The sequence below is a fragment of the Klebsiella sp. LY genome, assembly GCF_004010915.1.
In the GTDB taxonomy this organism is placed as follows: domain Bacteria; phylum Pseudomonadota; class Gammaproteobacteria; order Enterobacterales; family Enterobacteriaceae; genus Klebsiella; species Klebsiella quasipneumoniae.
Map to the genome: position 1 here is coordinate 266,457 of NZ_CP022441.1, position 20,349 is coordinate 286,805.

At 45.9% G+C, this 20,349-nt stretch carries 20 protein-coding genes and 1 pseudogene; 11 read left to right on the top strand and 10 right to left on the bottom strand.

What is annotated here, in order from left to right; all coding sequences use genetic code 11:
• Positions 1-294: 294 nt before the first annotated feature.
• A pseudogene (locus CE636_RS29285) lies at positions 295-447 on the top strand (DUF5431 family protein); the annotation flags it as partial.
• Positions 392-514 (top strand): type I toxin-antitoxin system Hok family toxin, encoded by a 123-nt coding sequence (locus CE636_RS01550; RefSeq protein WP_223256846.1) that lies wholly within the window; start codon positions 392-394, stop codon positions 512-514. The pseudogene CE636_RS29285 and the gene CE636_RS01550, both read left to right, overlap by 56 nt.
• Positions 515-721: 207 nt before the next feature.
• On the opposite strand, the gene CE636_RS01555 is transcribed toward CE636_RS01550, so the two are convergent.
• Positions 722-982, bottom strand: a complete 261-nt coding sequence (locus tag CE636_RS01555) for a hypothetical protein (RefSeq protein WP_009653224.1) — start codon at positions 980-982, stop codon at positions 722-724.
• Positions 983-1,522: 540 nt separating this feature from the next.
• Here CE636_RS01555 and CE636_RS01560 point away from each other — a divergent pair.
• Positions 1,523-2,494, top strand: a complete 972-nt coding sequence (locus CE636_RS01560) for a hypothetical protein (protein ID WP_009653249.1) — start codon at positions 1,523-1,525, stop codon at positions 2,492-2,494.
• Between the two features lie 360 nt (positions 2,495-2,854).
• On the opposite strand, the gene CE636_RS01565 is transcribed toward CE636_RS01560, so the two are convergent.
• Complete coding sequence (locus CE636_RS01565; RefSeq protein WP_014839919.1) at positions 2,855-3,232, bottom strand: hypothetical protein; 378 nt, start codon at positions 3,230-3,232, stop codon at positions 2,855-2,857.
• Positions 3,233-4,766: 1,534 nt separating this feature from the next.
• On the opposite strand from CE636_RS01565, the gene CE636_RS01570 reads away from it, so the two are divergent.
• From CE636_RS01570 to CE636_RS01590, 5 genes are all read left to right on the top strand, one after another.
• The gene (locus tag CE636_RS01570; RefSeq protein WP_017900896.1) at positions 4,767-4,982 is read left to right on the top strand and encodes a hypothetical protein; all 216 of its coding nucleotides are present in this window, start codon (positions 4,767-4,769) and stop codon (positions 4,980-4,982) included.
• A gap of 89 nt (positions 4,983-5,071) precedes the next feature.
• The gene (locus tag CE636_RS01575) at positions 5,072-5,359 is read left to right on the top strand and encodes a hypothetical protein (protein ID WP_025999308.1); all 288 of its coding nucleotides are present in this window, start codon (positions 5,072-5,074) and stop codon (positions 5,357-5,359) included.
• Between the two features lie 167 nt (positions 5,360-5,526).
• Positions 5,527-5,931, top strand: coding sequence for a hypothetical protein (locus CE636_RS01580; protein WP_017900898.1), 405 nt, complete (start codon positions 5,527-5,529; stop codon positions 5,929-5,931).
• 161 nt (positions 5,932-6,092) lie between these two features.
• Entirely contained in the window at positions 6,093-6,440 is a 348-nt protein-coding gene (locus tag CE636_RS01585; protein ID WP_014839918.1) for a hypothetical protein, read from the top strand.
• Between the two features lie 627 nt (positions 6,441-7,067).
• Positions 7,068-7,424 carry a hypothetical protein gene (locus CE636_RS01590; RefSeq protein WP_014839917.1) on the top strand — a complete coding sequence of 119 codons (357 nt, stop codon included), beginning with the start codon at positions 7,068-7,070 and terminating at the stop codon, positions 7,422-7,424.
• 51 nt (positions 7,425-7,475) lie between these two features.
• Here CE636_RS01590 and CE636_RS01595 read toward each other — a convergent pair whose 3' ends face one another.
• The 8 genes from CE636_RS01595 to mobI are packed head-to-tail and all read right to left on the bottom strand — an operon-like array spanning position 7,476 to position 17,528.
• A complete protein-coding gene (locus CE636_RS01595) occupies positions 7,476-8,249 on the bottom strand; it encodes a nuclease-related domain-containing protein (protein WP_017900900.1) in 774 nt (257 codons plus the stop codon).
• 6 nt (positions 8,250-8,255) lie between these two features.
• Entirely contained in the window at positions 8,256-9,392 is a 1,137-nt protein-coding gene (locus CE636_RS01600) for a S49 family peptidase (RefSeq protein ID WP_014839915.1), read from the bottom strand.
• A gap of 8 nt (positions 9,393-9,400) precedes the next feature.
• Entirely contained in the window at positions 9,401-10,075 is a 675-nt protein-coding gene (locus CE636_RS01605; RefSeq protein WP_024266292.1) for a DUF4400 domain-containing protein, read from the bottom strand.
• A gap of 12 nt (positions 10,076-10,087) precedes the next feature.
• A complete protein-coding gene (locus tag CE636_RS01610; protein WP_014839913.1) occupies positions 10,088-11,185 on the bottom strand; it encodes a hypothetical protein in 1,098 nt (365 codons plus the stop codon).
• 2 nt (positions 11,186-11,187) lie between these two features.
• Positions 11,188-13,314, bottom strand: coding sequence for a conjugative transfer system coupling protein TraD (gene traD, locus CE636_RS01615; RefSeq protein ID WP_014839912.1), 2,127 nt, complete (start codon positions 13,312-13,314; stop codon positions 11,188-11,190).
• Positions 13,304-16,240, bottom strand: coding sequence for a TraI domain-containing protein (locus CE636_RS01620; protein WP_014839911.1), 2,937 nt, complete (start codon positions 16,238-16,240; stop codon positions 13,304-13,306). Before CE636_RS01620 ends, traD begins: the two co-directional genes overlap by 11 nt.
• A gap of 14 nt (positions 16,241-16,254) precedes the next feature.
• Positions 16,255-17,064 carry a hypothetical protein gene (locus CE636_RS01625; protein ID WP_014839910.1) on the bottom strand — a complete coding sequence of 270 codons (810 nt, stop codon included), beginning with the start codon at positions 17,062-17,064 and terminating at the stop codon, positions 16,255-16,257.
• A complete protein-coding gene (mobI, locus tag CE636_RS01630) occupies positions 17,064-17,528 on the bottom strand; it encodes a conjugative transfer protein MobI(A/C) (RefSeq protein WP_017900904.1) in 465 nt (154 codons plus the stop codon). Before mobI ends, CE636_RS01625 begins: the two co-directional genes overlap by 1 nt.
• Positions 17,529-18,137: 609 nt before the next feature.
• Between mobI and CE636_RS29155 the strand changes: the two genes are divergently transcribed.
• The 3 genes from CE636_RS29155 to CE636_RS01650 all read left to right on the top strand — a co-directional run bounded on the left by CE636_RS29155 (position 18,138) and on the right by CE636_RS01650 (position 20,170).
• On the top strand, positions 18,138-18,893 hold the full coding sequence (locus CE636_RS29155) for a hypothetical protein (RefSeq protein ID WP_017900905.1): 756 nt from the start codon (positions 18,138-18,140) through the stop codon (positions 18,891-18,893).
• Between the two features lie 193 nt (positions 18,894-19,086).
• On the top strand, positions 19,087-19,611 hold the full coding sequence (locus tag CE636_RS01645) for a hypothetical protein (protein ID WP_017900906.1): 525 nt from the start codon (positions 19,087-19,089) through the stop codon (positions 19,609-19,611).
• 16 nt (positions 19,612-19,627) lie between these two features.
• Positions 19,628-20,170: a hypothetical protein gene (locus CE636_RS01650; protein WP_024266295.1), complete on the top strand. Its 543-nt coding sequence runs from the start codon at positions 19,628-19,630 to the stop codon at positions 20,168-20,170.
• Positions 20,171-20,349 lie beyond the last annotated feature (179 nt).

Consider the following 20,349-nt stretch of genomic DNA (forward strand, 5'->3'; position numbering starts at 1 on the left):
AACATGGGCAGTTGCAGGGAAAGCAGAAGGGGATAATCGGGAGAAGACCGGCAGGGAGCAAGAGACGACTCAACCTCAGAAGAGGCTGGTGAGCCTGGCAGAAAATACGTCAAAAACTATCTAAAATATTATTCACTTATCATCATTTTAGACCTGGGAGGGTGGGGTTATACAGGGTATAATGATGACGGCGCTTGAGGCTTTTTTGCCTCATGATGTTTGAGTGGTTTGGATGTTGTGTGGCAGAAAGCAGAAAGCCCCGAGTAATTTTTCAATTAACCCGAGGCCCACTGTATGTCTAGTCAACACCAGTATGGCCTCTTACCGTGCAATTTGCAAGGAGGAGTAAACCATGAAACTACCGCGAAACGCCCTTATCTGGTGCGTATTAATCGTGTGTATCACGCTCTTGATATTCACATGCCTGACCCGGAACCGCTTATGCGAACTCCGGCTAAAGGACGGGGACAGGGAGGTCGCGGCAAGCCTGGCTTACGAATCCAACGGTAAGTAGCAACCTGGAGGCGGGGGAAACCCCGCCTTTTCAGGAGCTGGGTTGATCTGACATGCCTGAAGCGCTTTATGAAGGGGTTACCGGTTCGCTGGTAGCCCCTTTTTCCTGCCCGGATACCAATTAAAAAACCGCACGACCGGGGAGGGGAAATCAAAAAAAAGCCCACCAGTGGCGGGCAAAGACTACACACAGCTACTACAGGAAGATTCAGGCGGTTTCTTCGTAAACGTTGTAATCACACATTGCGCCGCTGTAATTCTGAGAGCTCAGCGCTTTATTCATCGCGCAACTGAAGGCGTTCGAGCGATCGCCAGCTGTACCGTTGTGTCCGTAGCGGGCAATTTCATTCGGTTTTTCATAACTGCATTCTTCCAGAACAATAAAGGCAGCAGCTTCACTATCCAGCAATTCGATACCGAGCCCTGCATTTTTTGTGTTTTTTAACTGGTAATATGCCGTAAGTGTCATGCCGGACCCCTCATAAGTCATACCGTTAGTAATAACACATTTCTATGGGTAAAGTTGAAATTTATTAATCCGCCCTGAAACCCGACATTAACAATAATATTCAGGGTGATAAATGATTAAATCAATGCATCGATGCTTCAATTTCCGTTATGTTAATTTATTATTTAAAAAACTGCAATCAGGAAAAGAAATGTCCGACCACTGCCACCCGGCGAGACTGGTTATTATTATCCGGGGGGGGGTAATTGCTGGGCATATAGACACTGACAGTTTATTAGTATAGATAACTGTTCGATAAAATAACACAGTCCATAAACAGTGCAAAATTATGGCCTGAGATAAACAGGAAGGTAACTTTTTAGGCTGAGGTCATCACACAGACATAGTTCCTCAATATTAAACCCTTCATCGTACCCCTTGAACGGTATGATTCGTTAATTATTTTGGGTCTTGATGCGTTGATTTTAATTGCTATCCTGGTTATCAGCCAGCGGAGTGTTCTTAAGGGAGCGCCGCAACGTTAAAGACAGGGACAATAAAATGACTACAACACAATTAATCACTGCTGCAGAGAATGAAGATGTGTTTGCCAATATTATGACCACGCTGGTGGAGTTGGCAAAACACGAGGGCGATTTCATGTTGCATGACGCCATCTGTCGGGCGGAAATCGATATCGACGAAGATAAATTTTACAGCATGATTGGGGGCCACAGGCAATCCGCTGCACAATGTGTCCGCTTACTCAGGCGCTGCGGGGCTATCACAAGTAAAGCAGTGTACGACCTTGCGTCGAACGTCGAGCGTCTGGCTCTACGGCTTGCCCGCGATGAATGGCTAAGGGATATGCCATTTCCGTTAAAATCCCTGGCATTTTATCAGGACGAGGCGACAGCAAAACGCGAAAGCTATCTGGTCAATCAGAAAGAGAAACAGTATCGGTTCAGTGTCTATGTAACAGGGCGTGTGGAATACCCTGAAGATGACCCGATGCAAGGCACCTACATCACTGACGGGACATTCCTGCTGGGTAAAGCCCAGACCGTGGCAGATGCGCTGGAACGGGCAAAGGAAGCCGCTATGCGGGGTGAATGGAACGAACGTGGGGAGGAAGAGGATAGTTATGATCCGTGGATGTGCAGAGACTGCGGACCGGTCAGCTTTTATGAAAGAACGATCGAAATCCGGGATGAAAATGAACGGCTAGTGGTTGCCGGTAATGCCTGCAACCTGGAATGGTACGGGCACGTTGCTAGTCTGGAGGAAATCCGCCGAATTGAAGAGCAACAGAAGGCACTCTACGAGAAAGCCAGCTACGAAAGCGGCTGGGACAACTATGAGACCGCTCGTCAGTTGCGACAGGAAGCAGAACAGTTATCCGTCGGTATTGTGGATGAATACTGGCGCAACCACCCGGACGTTATTAAAGCAGTGGAGGAGTTTAATTATCCGGCGTTCATGGATGAAGAGGCGATCGCCTTTAACGCTGACGAGGACATGGGGATAGAATGACGGTCAGCTGGTGGGGCAAGCATGTACAATCCAAACCAGCTAAAGCACCTGGCGGGCCAACTAGCGCACGCCGACCACCCAAGAAACCCGGAACCTTTCTTCTGATTGCGATTTTTCCAAACGACCAAAAGTGTTCGCAGGGACAGAGGGGGTTAAGGGGGAGTGGCTGACCGCACATATCCGATCCTTTCCCTTGTACTGATGCAGGTTGCTCACGTCATGTACTGTTTTCTGAAAGAAGTGATGAAGGCAATCAGAGGAAAAGTTACTTTCGCTCACACTGGCAGTCACCCCGCACATTACCTGAAGGAGCTGACGCAGTGATGACGTGCAGAGCGGGCGTGAAACGCTATACCGCTGTCAGGGCTCTGTATAATATTCCGTGGCGTATTCAACCGCATCCAGCGATGCGCAACCTGTCATACCGAAGTAACGCCGGTCAGTTACGCCGTCAATCCTGAACGGTACCAGCGTGCCGGTCTGTCCTACCTGCACCCCTCGTTCCTCAATGATCACATCCTTTTGAGTTAAATGGGGCTTCGAAAACAGCCGTTCGCCATTTAACAGGACATTCTTCAAAACGGCGGCTGTGGCCTGCTCTGTCGTCACTGAAGGGCAGGCGCGTATATCCGCCTGGAGAGACGCACGGGCGTCCAGCCAGTACCACGCAATAAGCGCTGCTATAAACACGGCCAGCGCTAAAACAGATATCCCTGCTACTTTTAAAAACTTCATCATGGGCAGTACCACTTACCGATAATTTAACACCGGGCTGAAATATGACACAGAAACATAATGCCAGCCATCCCTTATAATGTCAGTGGACGGAAAGGATGACTGGGGTAAACAAAACACAATCAGAGGAAAAGCTATTTATGATCGGCATCATTGGGCCGGTATGAGTTTGCATAATGCCTGGATAAATACGAGTGAGGTAAGGGACATCCGCCTTAAGTGATTGCAAGCTCATAATGCCTGGTAAATTACGGGTTATCGGGTACACAGCAATAATGAATCTTCAGGCGAAGAAAGTAACTTTTGTCGACGGTGGACGGAAAACAGGCAACAAGACGACCAGGACTCAATGACGTCATAACGTCGGGGTACGCTATCTCTACGCCAGAGGGCCAGTCTTTGGTATCAGCTGTAAAAAGCCTTCAGGATGCGCACAGCACGACAGCTGGCGCTCTTTAGTGGCATTGCCTGTAGTTCCGGTTCAGTTCGGCCCGGTATGACTCTGAGTCCATATATGAACGATCTGCCGCGTTCCGTCTCAGTGTGTCGGACACAAACACATCATTAGCCAGTGTGTCCTGCATACGTTTTATGGTCATTGTGTCATTGCAATTATGTCTACGCACACTGGCAATATCAGAAATAATCAATCCGATTACCGGAGACAGTTCATATAATGCGATTATTTATTTTTTCTCTGGCGGTCTGACATCAGGGTCACTTTCTGCAGAAATGCCTGACGCAAGTGGGACGCAAAGAAGAAGGGACAGTATTAATTTGTTCATGGCTTCTTCGGCCTTGAACCACGCCAGGCACAATATGAGAGGTAGGATACAAAAGAGAAAAATACAAAAGGGATGTAAAACCAGACCCTCAGGGATTTAATTTCTTCATCTGAGACCAGAAAGGTCAAGGCAGATATTATGGCGAAACAGATGAGTGTCAATGTGAGTGTAAGAATAAATACAAACTTATCATCTGAAGTAGTAGGGATGAGGCATGATTCTTTCCGATCGCTTTTGTGTTCCATGTAGGCTCGCTATTAATGATGGGTGAATATGCGATGATATTATCACAACAGGTCATGATATTCGGATGGAGTAAATCTGAAATGCTTTTCTGGTGGCGATAAATGTAGTTAATCGCAAAACGTAATAATCGGCTTCAGTAATGTTCTTCAGTAACTCAGAAACTTTTCGAATAGTTAGTTAATGCTGACAGTAGCGGCTCATGCGCGCCCATAGAATGCCATTGTGCTGGGCCCGAAGGGGGGGATATCATCACATCGATGATGTTGGTTTTGCTGGTGGATGTTGGCAGTCACCAGGGGCAGGCATTCAGAGAAAAGTAACTTTTATCTACCGCCGGATACTAACCCTGAAATGCCAGGGTGATTATGAATGGGCGATGATATAAAAAAACCTGAAATGAGCTGAATGCTCTAACCAGTGGCTACGACAGACAATATGATTATGTATAATGCTGAAAGACAGTCATTCGCGTTTTTAATGATTACTTATTTTTTCAGGAGTCAAATATGGGCATTAAATTTCATGATTTCAGAGATGACAGACAAACCTTTGACAGGGGGGAGTGGCAGGCCACCATCGACATGAATAAATGGCTGGAAGATAAAAACATAGACGTTATATCAGTTGAAACTATTTTTGAAGTCTCAGGATCCATGGCGAGCACTTCCAGCAGGTTCGAGGCAATCCGACTCTGGTACAAAGAAGTCAGCCCGACTATCTGAAGTGTGGAGTGGGTTAATTGAGCTGGGTATGCTGGTTAACCTTTTCACCTGAGCATAATAAATCCATCCTCCAACAAAAAGACATTCACATGAATATCAAAATTCAGGAACCACCTTCTCGTACTCAAACCTTTGTCATGAGTACGCTCTACGTAATTCGTGGGCTTGCGGCAATGACAGTATATTTTTTCAGAACGTTTCCTTTAGCATTCTTCTATGTATTGCTGGTGGTCACTTTGTTTTGTGATATGAACAATATACCGTTGAAAGGGCTTATGCAGGAGGGGATGCTCATTAAACTATCCGCCTATGCATTACAGGCTAACGTGCTCTGGCTTGGTATTAAGGTGACGAGGAATTCAGACGAATTTTTCTAGTGGCATAAGAAGCAGGGCACCGGACTAATAAGGCAAAAGTTACTTTCGTCTTACAGCTGGTGGACTGGTACACCGGGAATAACGCATTATTATCCGTATGGTAGTTCAGGAAGTGCTTAGCGTTACCATTCTGACAACATCTTAAGCCAATACCAAAGGCAGGCAACATGACAAATGAACATCAATCAGAAAATATTGGATGTTTGGTTTTGCCCTTAAGCCACAGCAATCGGTACCTGAGCACACTATCAGTCGAACAGATAGCTGCATTACCAGATGCCCCAGTGTCTCGCGCGGGACGGAAAAGCAATCTGTCATTCTTACCGTTTATCTTCTCTCTGAATGGCGTACGCTTCGCTGAGCTTGATGTGGAGCTGACACACCGCTTCACCGAACTCAGGGGCATTGCAGGTACGATAGGCTTGATACTGGTAGCAGAAGTTCATTCAGGCCCGGCCAATGCTGTTATCCAAACCCCAGAGGGGATGAACGACAAACTGCTGGTGGACTGGTATGTAGAGAATGACGCGATGATATCAGTCAGCCGGTTTGTGAAGGACTCACCGTGGTGAGCAGGCTTCCCACAGTGTCATGAAGCAGGTTCGTGCGAAACTCCTGATGTTGCGCCTGTTGTTCCCACTTTATGTTCTTTGCGACCTACGACGATATTCGCCGGAAAAGTAACTTTTTTGATTGCCCCGGGTGAGATTTTTACCAGAAACAGGAGCTGCTAATGTATAGCCGTTTCATGAACGATCCTCTTGACGAGCAATACTTACTGTCGCCAGCTATTGTGGGTTCCTACGCTGATGGCGAAATCCCTGCAGAAGAGATTGAGGTAAGGGATGCAGTAATACGATTCAAAGTCACAGGCGATCAGGCGTTGTCCATGAACCTGTTCCACAGGCTGTTTCATTACCAGCGTTACAGGGAAGTCAGGGCATCATTCGATAAAAGCGGGCTAACGTTGGTGGACGTGGTTAATCGTACCCCATTCCACAAAGCGGCGATGCGGCGGATATACAGTGATTTGCCAGAACAAAGTATTGCACGTAGGGTGCTGGTTGATTTTATCAGATAGGCTGTTCGCTCTTTCTAAAGCCAAAAGGTAAATTGTGGGCTGGTGCATTAGACAGGCCCAAAAAAAGCAAATGGCAATCAGAAGTAACAATAATTCTCACAGTGCGACTCGTGTACACCGCCTCTGGGAGGCACGCACAAGCTCTCTGCGGCGTTACTGGCATCTGTCTGTACAGTCGGGCTACCGTGCACTGCCATAGCACATTCTCGCCGGAATGATGCCGTAGTGCAGGCTCCCATAGGGCGATGACTCGCAGTTGCGGGCTCAACCGTAAGCCATCTGATACGAACTGACATTAAGTCGCCATTCAAACAGGACGTGGCAGAAATCGATTAACCCACCATTCCTCCCGGGTGTTATTCAGCACAAAAGTCACTTTTAACCACCGGGATTCACCGGGGTCATCACATCACAGCGCCTCATAATTTCTGGTTGTTTATGATTACCTGATCATCTTATTCAAAAACACCGGTTGAATATCGACTCCATTATTTCTCACTGTTTATCAGACGCATTCCCGCAACTGTTATTGCATCCGTTTTTAATAGCGTGGATGAAAATAGGGGCTTTGAGGAGGCGTTTGAATCTTTATAATAAGAGGCTGGTAAAGCTGCTGGTGGACCTGACATGACATTTCTTAAATCTCTGGACTCACCGCCATTCATCGCAACGTATCGTTGGGCGGGCTCATTCGATGGACGCTATATGCCTCAGGCGTATTCACTTCTGCAGGAGTTGAATCTCCGTCACTACCTGCCGGTGGTCAAGGCCGAGTTCGATATCTGTGTCATTCACTGTGGTAGAGAGTGGTGGCGCTTCAGGCTGGTGGATGTGAAATCTGATGAACATCAGCAAAGGATGGTGGCCCGAACGGCATACCGGCTAAACCAGTCAATGGGGATCGCCGAGCAAATGGTCAACATGATCCGCGCGTGGCAGTCCGTGCCGTACCTGAATCCTCCTGCATCTGACTACTTTAATTAAACAGGGCCCGCTGGTGGCCCTGTTTATACCTGATGACGAACGGGAAACGCGCTATTCGCGGTACTCTTTATGGATGACTTCAGACCGCTTACGTGAAAATAACTTTTTCAGCGCACGGAAGAACAGGGTGGTTGTCAGCAACGTAAAATAGGTCACTCTGTGCGGTACTGATATCTTTTGCCGGTGCTTTAATTTCAAAGAATAAACATGGCCCAGGTCAGTTAACAGCGTCTGGGGCAACATCGCCTTACGCAAGTCACTTTCTATCCAGCCAATTTCTTCAACACTTAAAACAGGCTCTGTATCGTACGCGATGAACTTGTTACCAAGTTCAGTACAGTTACGGCACAACCATTCCGGCACAGGACTCACCATGAACTTACTGCTGCCCGTCAGTAACACGACATTGAAAATATTCTTTTCGTCACGCTTCAGAGCCCGACACACTCCAGATATATGGGTTTTATTCTGAAGGAACGGATTCTGCATCTTGTGTTTTTGTTCACCGTAACGGTACACGACTGTCCACACTCTATCATCGAGAGAACCATAAATGTCTCCGGAGTAGTGTTTCTCTTCGATAATGAAGATCCCTTTCGTGCTGATAAAGATATGGTCTATCTGTGTGGTCTGGGATGCGTTGAGCGGTAGGGTAACGTCTGACAGAAGCGTCCCATCAAGGTCAGCCAAAACACCCTTTAATGCATTTCGTGTACGCTGCTCGCTAAACATATTACTGACAAGCGGCCAGACACACAGGATGATGCACGACAGGACCAACATGACGAACACCAGAAAGATAGTCGTTAACGTTGTTAAATCCATTGTTCGCTACCTCACCGTGCTGGTGGCGTTAAGCGCACCGGATAAAGCCTCTTTCAGGTTTACGTCCAGTGACAATCCTAACATGCTGCTTAACGATGCTTTAGGCGCGTTGTAGTCGCGGAACCGCGTGGTTCCGTAAACAATACTCAGTCGTTCACGCACTTCTGTGCTGGTGGCTGTGTCATCGATAAGACCAAACGCTTTAGCACGGTCGCCCAACCAGAATCTCCCCGTGTACAGTTGTTCTTTATCAGCCTGCTCACGAGAAAGTAACTTTCCTGCCCGACCAGCTTCGACATCACTGATAAACTGCTCATGCATTTTGTCGAGTAGCTCACTATGCAGAAACGCTTTGGTTTCGTCGTCAATCGGACGCCATGGGTCAAGCGAAGCCTTCCAGGCACCGGCCGTTAACGGCTCGTTAGCCACTCCAAGACGGTCCATAATCTTTGACACATCCCAGTGGTCCATGCGCACGCCGATACTACCGATAATGGCGTTTGGGTCCGCATAAACCGCATCAGCCGGAGAAGCCGCGTAATAGCAGGCCGAGGCACACATATTCTTAATGCTGACAATTATCGGACGGACGTCACGGGCAGCAGCTGGCAGCTTCCCTTTACCGGTACCAACAGCTTTCAATAATGCCTGTTTAACAGCGTCATTAGCCGCTGGTGGAACTTCCTTTTTATTTGATGACGCTGTAGGGTCAGAATCCTCAATCGTCAGCCCCGGCGCTCCATGGAGGGAATTGCGAAGCTCGTTTATCTCACGGTAAATATTAATGGCGTCAGACGGGCCGCCACCGCCCGATTCAGCCTCAATCAGGATCGCTTTAGCATGCGGGTTATCCCACGCTTCACGTAAAGCGCGGGCAATGATAACGCCGTCGCCCGTTGGCGAACCCGTGCCCATTTCTCCATGGATACGGATAACTGCGATATGGTCGGCTCCCTTACCGTTTTTCTGTTTATCCTGATACATGGTGAAACCACTGTAACCAGCAAACCCAATACCAATAATCGTCAGGGCCATTTTTGATAATACGTGCGATTTATACAGTCGGTAAAACTTCTTACTTTCACGCGATACCACATCCTGAACAGAGCCTGTTTCAGGTTGAGGTGGTTTTTTTTTGAACATGTATTTCCTCACATGAGTTTTTGGTAATGCGCAAGAAGCCGGTTAATGGCAATAGCAAGCAACGCCAGTGCAAGCGGCGGAAAATACTGTGTCAGCCCGTTAAATAAATTCAAATTAGGGATAACAAGATATGCAACTATCAATACACTGATTATCGACAGAGAACGGAACCAGAGGCGATAAAGCTGAATTGTAACATCGCCGAAAACAAATCTCTTCATTTTCCACTGGTAATAACCATCCAGTGCCAAAGCAATCATCAACGGCAGGAACGTGAAAAACCAGCCAACCAGCAAATACCAACGGTAAATTGCCTGATACGCCATTAACGGGACGTTTCGGGCGGCGTTGTAGTTCGGGCTCATGAATTTGTTTGCCGCAAGGTTCATCCCCCGCGCCGGTTTGGTTTTATCGTCCTCGGGTAATAGCCACTTATTCAGGTACCCTGTAAAATTTAATTCGACGAAAAAGTAATTAAACGTCTTTTCCGTTCTTCGCGTGACATCCTGCCATCTCTCCACATCCATAAGCAACTTGCTGGATTTCACCTCTGCGCTGATATCTTTATAAAGCTTATTGGTGTCTTCCAGGTAAACGTTAAACAGAAAATAAATCAACAGACCCAGCCCTAAACCGAACCGGATCATCGTCATTCTCTGCGCCGACATATCCTTTCCAGCCATTTTACACCTCTGTCAGTCAGTTTTATTTGTGAACAGCTCTGCCCAAAGGGCTGCCAGGCGAATATTGCTTTCTCTGTTGAGGTAGTGATTCTTCCAGCCATGAAGAATGCCCGAACACGCCAGGTCATCCGATGCGATTAACCGGGATATAAGTGAAAAAGTCACTTTCCTGCGGACATCTTCATTTATCCAGCGGACCTGTCCCGGGGTTGGCATGTATACGGTATCTTCTTCAACCGGCCGCAAGCGCGAGAACTGACTAAAGGGCTCCGCCCATGGCGTCCAGAGTGCGTGAAGAGTACCGTCATTAAAGCGGACGGGAAGAGTCAGCACCGAGGCGGAAAACTCATCAAGGAACGACTGAATAATACAGCTCTTGCGGTACATTGCTGGCTGGTGGCGGTTGCCCAGGATGGAAAGGTCGATAACACGGTTAAAAAGAGACGTGTATTCATCGTGTGGGTCGCTCAGGTTGTCACTCCAGAAAAGTAGCTTTTCTTTCAAACCGGATATCAGCGCATCCTCTTCGAAAATACCCAAATCGTGCTGGTGGATGTCAGGCACCTTACCGTGCCGCTTGCGCCGCATTACCTGGTATTCAACCTGTTCAGGTATATCAAGGAAAACGGGCAGGAAGCCTGCAATATCAATAAACTCAGGCAACAGGTACCAACCAAGACGCTCCGCATTAAGCTGGATAAATTCCATGCGTTCCTGATTATCATCAATCTGTACCTCAACTGTATGGCTCTTTGCCATGCAGGTATTCAACAGTTCTTTGAGCCACGCGGTGAATGGTCCCTGAGATACAGACCAGTTACTGACGATCTCTTGCTCATCGTGCGTAACGATAGTCACCTTATGACGGATAATAAAAAACTCAGACAGAGTGCGGGCCACTACGTCCAGACTATCAACTGTGTATTGTGCGTATACCTTGCTAATGTCACCAGTGAGCTTCCTGGCGTAGCGTGACAATATTTCCGGGAGACACTCATCGTCAACATTAATGCCATACTGTTTCAGTGTCTTATTTGCACGTGAAATATATTTGGGTTGCGAAGAGTTCATACCGAGCAAAGATGCTCTTGATACTCGTTTACATTCCATAGTCAGGCCACCTTCTGGGATTTGCTTAGTATTTCTTCAACGTCGAGATTACGTCTCAATTTAAGTTTGAAGGGCGATGTTGTGATCATATCAATGACAGTTGTGGTTCTACGCATTGATTTTCCCGGCACCGTAATAGGCATCTGGCCTACGATTTTTCGCCCGTCCTGTAAGCAGGCGATGAAATGCAGGGTCGGTATCATTGACAGTAATTCCTGCGGAATTGCACTCACCATTGTTGTGGACTTACGTTCGGAAATCGAGCCATTGAAATCTGTATGGGACTGTTTAGTGCCCGTGCTGGTGGTGTAAGTCACCTGGTTCATCGAAACATTAGCCTGGCCGACTTTAGTCAGGACAAGTTCCTGGGTCTTCGCGTCAGTAACTCGTGTGGAAATATAGTTGTTGCAAAGCCCCGTCAACCGGTCAGCGGTATCAGCGCTGGTGGCCGAGACAAAGTCTGAAATCGTCTGCGTAGAGATGAACAATGCGATCTTAGCCGCACGCCCCTGGGCAAGCAGGTTAATCATTTGCATATTAATGGCCTGATGGGCCTCATCGATAAAGATGGAAACCCTTGGCGCTGCGGACAAATCAGTCGCCGTGTTATAGCGGCTACCTGCCTCAGCGGCGATATCCGAAGTAATTAGCTGGGAAAGGTCCCGCGCAGTTGCCGGGTCAGACAGGCCATCCAGTGAAATATAGAGCACACCACCACTGTTAAAAAGGCCATGGCTGTTAACGATGTTTCGATTAGGGTTCTCGACATCGTTCGCCGAAAGCAATATATCCATAGGAGTCTGGGATAATCGCTTAAGCATTGGCATAAGGCTGGCTGTAATTTTGTAATAGTGAGATTCATCACCGGTTACGTATTTGAAACATTCCAGAACCGTATCCATACCATGCATAACTTTGGGGGTGTTATCTTCAAAGTAGTTGCTGAAGAAATAGTTCTTCAGCAGTTCAATTTCGTCCGCAAGAGGAAGATTGGGGGAAACCTGAACCGTTAAATGCCATTCCGGCCCGAGATGGTAAATATAAAAACCCCGTAGCGCATTTCGGGTGGTAACGACCAGGTCCTGTTTTGAGCGGATTGCATAGTAAATATTCTGGATAGTTGGTTTTGTACCAGCCAGCTTCAACGCACCAATAGCTGTTGTAACAAGCCCCTCTGCGATACGTAAGAACGGGTCTTCACCACCTTCGGTACCAGCAATGATGCTCATAATACGGGCCGAGAGGTCTGTATCCTTAACATAGTTAGCGCTGACATCGTAAGAAATAGACCTGGACGGACTACCTGCGTGGAAATGTAGGAAAGGCTTACAAAGGCTTTCACATTCTTCCTGTAACCCGTCCTGCCACTGGTAATCGTTTTTAGGGTCCACTACGAGGACGATGTGCCCAAGATGAAGCATAGAACTGGAAAGAAGACGCTGGAGAACCGTTTTCCCTGTCCCTACGTTTCCTGTGATAAGGGTATGACCAAAGAAATTTTCTTCATTGACGAAAATCGGCACCTTCTTATCAACACCAAAAATTGAATAATTCCCACCAAGTTCAGTCGCAAGTTTTCGATAGTGGCGAGTAACAGGATTCAGAATAAAAGGTAACTGAACCTCATGCATATCACTGGAAAGGTTGTGTACCTGATAGGTACGTTCAGAGTGTTCAGGTCCCCATTTGAAGCCATTACACAAAAAAGTAGTACGCTGGGGGATCTCGACTTTTTCTTTTTTACGGAAGAGCTTGTTAACCAGTTTTTTAGAGGGGGCTCCTCCAGACGCCTGAAAACCGACCAGTTTCTGGTACTTTCGGTCATCTGCAAAAAATTGAGCGTTATTAATCATCCGGAAGTCTTCCAGCGACAAAAAATCTATCGTGCGATGAAATAAACGCCAGTGCGCTCTAAAGATAGGCACACCATTCCATAACCTCCAGCAAGCCATAGCGATTAAACCAAGAGAGCAATAGAAGGGGATTTCACTGATTCCGTTCTTGCTGGTCCAGGAGTCGATAAGGACATAGATAGAAAATAGTATCAGGAGTACCGCTGAACGAAATTCAAGGGCAGGGCGGTAAAGCATTTCCTGAGTATGCAGATTGTTTCGGCTTCTACGTTTCATTGCTTATGTCCTGATGGTTAAAAAACGAAATAAATTCTTCGTAAAAAATGTTATTGCGCAAAGCGCCTTGTTGAAGATCATCAAGGCGGATCATGTAGTGCCGTATTGCTTGTCCTATCGTTATCTTTAACGCGGCAACCGGGAAATTAGCCAACGCTAGATTTAACTGACGAATTTCATCCTGACTGAGCCCCCAGGATACTGCATCATCTAAAATTCTAAAACGGAGACAAAAATTGATATCAGTGACCAATACGACCCGTTGCAATGCTCTTATATGCGCTGAATTATTGTTGTTCTTCACTCGATTCAGGAGATTTATAATCGTATCGATATCGGAGAGAAGTGTTTCGCTGTTACTGATGTCAGCCTGCTCCGGAACTGATGGCGTAAGAGATTTTGACTGCTCAAGGTCGTGTGCAATGACGACAGCCGGATCAGTGACGATTTGACTCTGACGGGCAAATAACGCTTCAAAATCGCTGTTAATGTCCCTGATACCTTCATCTGAATCTGCCTCCACATCCTCCGGAGATTGTTCGGTATCCGAGGCAAAATTATCAGGCGTACTCTCAGAAAGTAACTTTTTGTCCTGCGTTACATCAACATCAACATCAACATCAACATCAATGTTGTCACGGGTTTGGTTTATCGCACCAGATTCACTATAACCAAAATTATCACCATGAGAATACGATGAGTAATCATCCCAATACTGTTCAACATCCTCTTCCTGAACATCGGGATATTCGGTTGGAGGTATGCCATTCGGTTCGTGTTCAGCGTGGTCCAGTTCAGGTGCTTCCTCTTCGTAACGTTCAGGAGGGAGCGGCTCAGGATTCACCATAACCAGTGGCGGCGGGAAAGAGAAAGACAACATTTCATTTTCGGACTTCACACCACCAAATAAATCAGCAGAAAGCAATGGCAGCATCTCAACCTCTTTAATATCAGGTTGATGGCGTAACTGAACAAGCGATACTTCGTCAATTAACTGGACATATCGTTTTCCGTCGTTGCACGGGATGCTAAATTCTTCATCGAGACTTCCTGAACGTAATGAAAGTACAAAGAGACCGGACCCCATTAAGCGTGGTTCATCAAGCGGTGCAATAGAGCGAATATGGTGCTCTGACACATACAAGACCCCATCGATTAAAACCAGATCATTTGCATTAATTGCATTATTGTTGAACTGGTGCTGGAGTCTGGATATGTACTCGCCAGGACTTATTTCTTCTTTTTTACGGCGTTTTTTAGCGGTTTTCCTGGTATCGGATTCATTTGTTTTACATTCTGGTTCATCTGAGTTCAGTGCCGTTTCTTGAGTACTTTCCGGTTCCTGTTTCGGTTGATTCTCATCAGCTGTCGCCTCGGTTTCTTCAACATCAGCAGTGTTATCAGAATCTAAAACAGCACTGTTACTATCCTCTACAGGATGTTTATCAGCGTTTAAAACTGGAGCATTATCAGATGACTGATTTACGCCAAGGCGAATTGATTTTGATCCATGTGAAAGAGGGCGTGCATAGAGCGTGTCATGCCCTTTGCGGTCAACAAAAACATAGTCGTTCGTGTCGTTAATGCTGAAAATGCCTGGCGTACTTTCTGGCAGGATATCGTATTTAAACAGGAAGCCTACCCATTTAATTTTTAAAAGAGAGAACCAGCTGAGGCCTTTGATTCCCTCATCAAACATTCTTTGAATGTCCGTTTCTGAAAAATCACCGCGATGGAAAAAGTGTGCTATCCGTTGTTCGCCGTAAGGCTCTATATAGCCGCCGGTTAACAGAAGGTCGGTTAAGGCTTTGCGACCAATTTCACCATCCGGGAAGTTAATTCTGAGGTGTTTAAACTGACCCAGAATGAAATCAAGGGCCGCATGTTCGTTGATGTAAACAGAGCCCCCAATAATCATAATATGGACCGGAGGCGGCGAGTTTTTATCAAAGCGTTCAGACGATGAATCAAATCCATTGATATTAAGAATACTAATATTGTCTTTCAGAATCGCGACGGCTCGGGCAGCTGTATCGGATGCCCGGATACCGGATTGTTTATCATACCGATAGCTGGTATCGGTGCCGGTAGAATGCCAGTCAGCCGTTCTCATACAGCGCGAAATAAAATCATCACTGGTTGTATAATTACCTAATGCCGCCAGCATTTTATCGTACAAACGCTCTTTGACAACGTCACTTAAATAATTAAGACACGTATCGTTTAAACAGCGTTCTAGGAATACAGGTGCCCGTACAGAATGCTCGTTAGCCAGCCTTTTACGCCAGATAACCTCATAGGACAGAATACGGTTTGCATTGGCCCAATCCATTAAACTGGACGACAGAGGGCGCCACGTACTGTTAACCCCCGGGGTGGATGAAATAACGTCCACATCAAATATCTTACCTGCATCATGAAACAGGCCGCAAATAAAGGCCGCATAAAGGTAACGACGTTTTCGTATCTGCTCTTCATCCTGTAAACCAATGGGGCGTAATTCAGTACTGTAGGCAAATTTTAAAGCCAGAAAAGCAGTTTCTAAACTATGCGTTAACAGGCCACCGGTGCCAGCATGGTGATGATTTTCAGACGCAGGTAAAAGGTGAATCCAGCGCGTAAATTCCATCAATGGCTTAATAACCAGATTCGTTAAAGTATAGGCATCCTCACTCAGGTCTGAATTAGGCAAACCGATATACATATTGATTTCCTGTAACCGGTTTGCATGGACGGATAAGATTTCACGCTCTGAAAAGAGTGTTATACCCGTAGGCTTGCTGGGATAGTCAAGATAGCTTTGCACGTCCTTGTTAGGCGTGTGTGGGATATCATACTCATCATCAGTATCATAGATACTGTCGTAGTCATGCCCTCCTGAGAGGGCGACCCTGATTTTATAAAAAAGCCTGGATATAATACTCATATCAACCTGTGAGTTTATTGAACCTGAACGGGAGTGACAGAAGTCTCGGCTTTATCAGCTGTCTTACTCTGGACTACCGGAACGGGAGTGACAGTATTCTCGGCCTTATCAGCTGTCTTACTCTGGACTACCGTTTCTTCTTTTTTTAACGCCTGCTCCGTCTCAGCATCGGGTTTTGGTTCGAGGCTCGCAATATACAGTTCGACGGATTTAAACCGCTTAATGCTTTGAATGAATGGCAATGCATCATATTTACCATTCACGCGATTTTCTGCGTTCAGTATTTTACTGATGCTATCCATGGCGACACGAAGGGAGCTCAGGAGTTGCAGGATAATACGGTCGTGGATCTGTTGAGATATCTGACCATATAACCACAGCTGGTGCGCCTGGCGAGTCAGTACGTTGATGGTCTGGATAATGTTCAGCAATTTATAGGTTAATGGGTGATTCCAGCGAATCTCAAATTCTTCATAGTCAAATCCATCGAATGATGAATCTTCGATGGGGAGTTTGGAGACATTTTTGTCAATCTGATCTTTGTACGTATTGACATTACCAGAAAGTTCGTCATAAACCCCGGAAAGCCATTTCTGAACTTTGGTGCTGGTTGCCTGATCACCTTCGACCAGCCGGAAGATATTATAAATAGCATTAGAAATGGCGTTGAACTGACGCAGGCAGGCTCTGTTTTTTTCATGGAAATGATTATAAAAATCACTGGAAAGTGGCTTTAATTTTGAAATGACCATCCCTAAAGGACGGTTGTTACCGGCGTTCCGTTGATTACGCTGTTCATTTTTAGGGGATACGTTGTCGACCATTATAATAACCTCTTCAGTTTTTCCAGTCTTTTGATGTCGGCTAGCTTTCGTTGATGACATTCCGTAAGCAGTTCACGGATCGGTTTAATTTTGTTTTCTGTCTCCTGGATCATCTCCAGTTCCCAGTCTAACGCTTTTTTAAAACAACTAACGCTGTAGCCTCCCAGCTTCGGTTTAACAACAACCCCATAATGTTCAACTTTGTTTTTGAACCTGGGCGAAAAATCCTTCCAGACAATAGTCAGTTTTTGCGATGAACCGACCTTTTGTAACACTGGCGCGTATCTGCCGGGAATAAATCTCCCGCCATTTGCATACGTGTTTTGTGATATCAACTGGTTTCGCGCCTTCCAGGCGGCCCAATATCCATCCAAAACCTTTGAAGCTTCCAGCTTCAGTAACTCGATGTATCGTACCGAGTTCGCGATAACGGTTTCCTGATGATTGGTAATTATCGGGTTCATATCTACTCCTCCAGACAAACAGGCTACAGGAGTTCAAAAAAATTTTTCAGGAATAACAAGGGTGATTTTATTTTTTTTTAACTTTTTTCTGCGGGCACACTGCCACGGCTAAAAAAGTGACTTTTACGTGTTGAGACGAATATCGCCTACAAGCCGGGCACCGTGAGCCCACTGAGTGAACAGAGAACCTTACTCCGGAGGGGGGGGGTACCAGAAAAGTAACTTTTTTCGAATCTGGAATAGTTACCCTTATACATAAGTGACTATTTTGGGAAAATTCACACATGACGAAACCTGGAAAATCACAGCCCATTGGTCACTATTTTGGTAAAATTCACAAATGACGTTTTTTTCCCATTGGTGAATTTTTTTAAAAAAAGCAGCAATGAAAGATGATGGTTTGCGCCAGTTTTGGCATAAAAGTGTCTAATGATATACGTGAAAAAATCGATGATCTAACACGAGGTACTAAAATGCAGATAGTGCTTTATAATATTTGTGAATAACTTTTTCTACACCCTGCCGGGGTTGCTGTGATATAATAAAAGCCCCTTTGACGCGCAGAAGTAGCGCAGTAAGATATCGACTCAAAAGTGTCCTGGAGAACGTATGGACGTACAACAAAACGTACAGACTGACTCGGTCATTAAAGCGTTTCTCCGTTCGGAGTTACAGTTAATCCGGAGTCAGCAAAAGCTGCTCAGCGTGTTGCCTCGTGAACTCGCGTCGGATTATCGCTATATTCCCGATATCCTCCTAGGCCGTTTTTTCCATCCATCTACAGATACTCGTCTTAATCGAATTGCACAATCAGAGGCACGGCCCGGGAGTCTGTTAATTCCGCGTGTAAACGGAAAACCTGTTTTATGGAGCGAGTTGATCAAATTGATCCTGGATGACTCGCATTACCTGAAGTTTGATGCATACGGGCGACCATTTGACAGTTCAGAGCTGAAACCCAATGCCCCGTGCGAATTAATAAGCGGGAAAAGTTATGTCTACAAACCTGTCGACCTTGAGTTATTCCGGAAAAATATTGTCTCTATACAGATGAACTTCCTCGTTAATCTGTGGAATCTCGCCAGATTTAAACCTGCTTTTGTCCAGTCCTATTTAGCCCTGTCAAATGATGCATTTCAGATGTTGGTTGAAACAGAAATGTCTGCATTCGTTGAGGTCACGAATGTGATCTTCTTTCCCCGGTTTATAACCTATGATACCGGTCGACGTGGTTCCAAAGTTTATGCGTGGGGGTACGAGATACTGGCTGATCTGCTTGAGGGATTTATACCCAGAGAAAATATGGAAAACTTACGGGTAGAGTTCACTCTGAAAGAGTCGTATGAGAAGTTAAAGAAATTTTAGTATCACAGTGGGTTTATATTGACTCACCACTGTCAGTCAGGATTGCGACAGAGTGATTATGGTTCATACAGGATAACGAATACACGACCCCGAACGAATTTAGTTAAAAAGTTACTTTTCAGAACCACACGCAGTCATTTTTTCAGCCGGTCGTCTGACCCGGTACCGGGTCACGTTAAGGAGAATACGGATAATGGTTTTAAAAAAGAGTGAGGTAAGCCAGCTGGATAGCCTGGCAAAAGCCATCAGGTTACTGGAATATGATGCTAACAAATATACGATAACGCATTTGTATGGCCGTAAAGTTGCTGACAGACTGGAGTATCGCAAAGGAGTGAATACCAGATCAGGAGTAGGGTCGTGGCTTGGTGAAAAATCTGCGATGCTGCTCTCTAACGTTGTTGTGAACAATGCAATACATATTTTCGGATATGAACCTCAAAACCCTACAGAATCCACAAAAGAAATGGATTTTAATGCACTGGTTGATTTGTTAATACAGACAGGATATTCGCCAGAATACTACCCGCTCCAGGTTAACAGGATAGTTCAGGTTCTCAACGGGATGAGTGAGGCGGATTATAAAGACTACTGTCTGGTCTGCAAAAAACCCTTCATTCATGCGCCGGATAAATATGACTCCTGTCCGACATGCAGCGCAAAAAAATGCAAAGTAGCAATTATGCGTTATTCGCAGCCCGTTGTTCCCTTTGAATAAAAGACATTCATCACTCATGGAAAATCAACTTTTACACACCGCAAGCACTATCTGTCATATCGCGTTTGCATCAACAGGAATAACGACGCCTTCAGATGAACAAGGATTTTTTCATCTTTCAGACTCGATCCATCACCGGTTGCGTACGATTTCGCCCGACCTGAATGTCCGTTGTGCTTCTTATTTATTCCTGCCGGTCATCCATACAGAGTTAAAAACAGATGACCTCAAAAACCATTTTCCTGATTGCATCTTGCAGCTCGTTCAGGAGCTGACGCCGTTAAAAAGGGCCACCTGTCCATCCGGCAAGATCCGGTTTGAAAAAGAACTTGATGCCATGTTTTCGGCCAGTTCGGAAGCGGTCAGCATTCGTCTGGCCGAATATCTTTCGGGACCTTCCCGTTTTCTCCGGATGATAAAAAATCCGGACCGTAAGGCCCGTATAGAGAAAATCCTTGCATCCAGAAACTGTAATTTATCTCACCAGTTGATGCTGTTGATACAGGCGGAAGAAACAGTGTCCAGATTTAAATCCCCGGGCAAAGTCAGGAAAGATTAACCGCATTCTTTCTGCATTTAAATTTCATCAACGGCCACATCCTGGGGTAGACCTTTCAGGCAGAAAAAGGTCATCGCTTTCGCGTTCATGGTCGATTTTTGTATACCTGCCTGTTTTTTTTGCTTTGAAAAAGCACTCCTTCATTCACCATACGGTTTTCCCTTTGAAGGTCAGCAGGA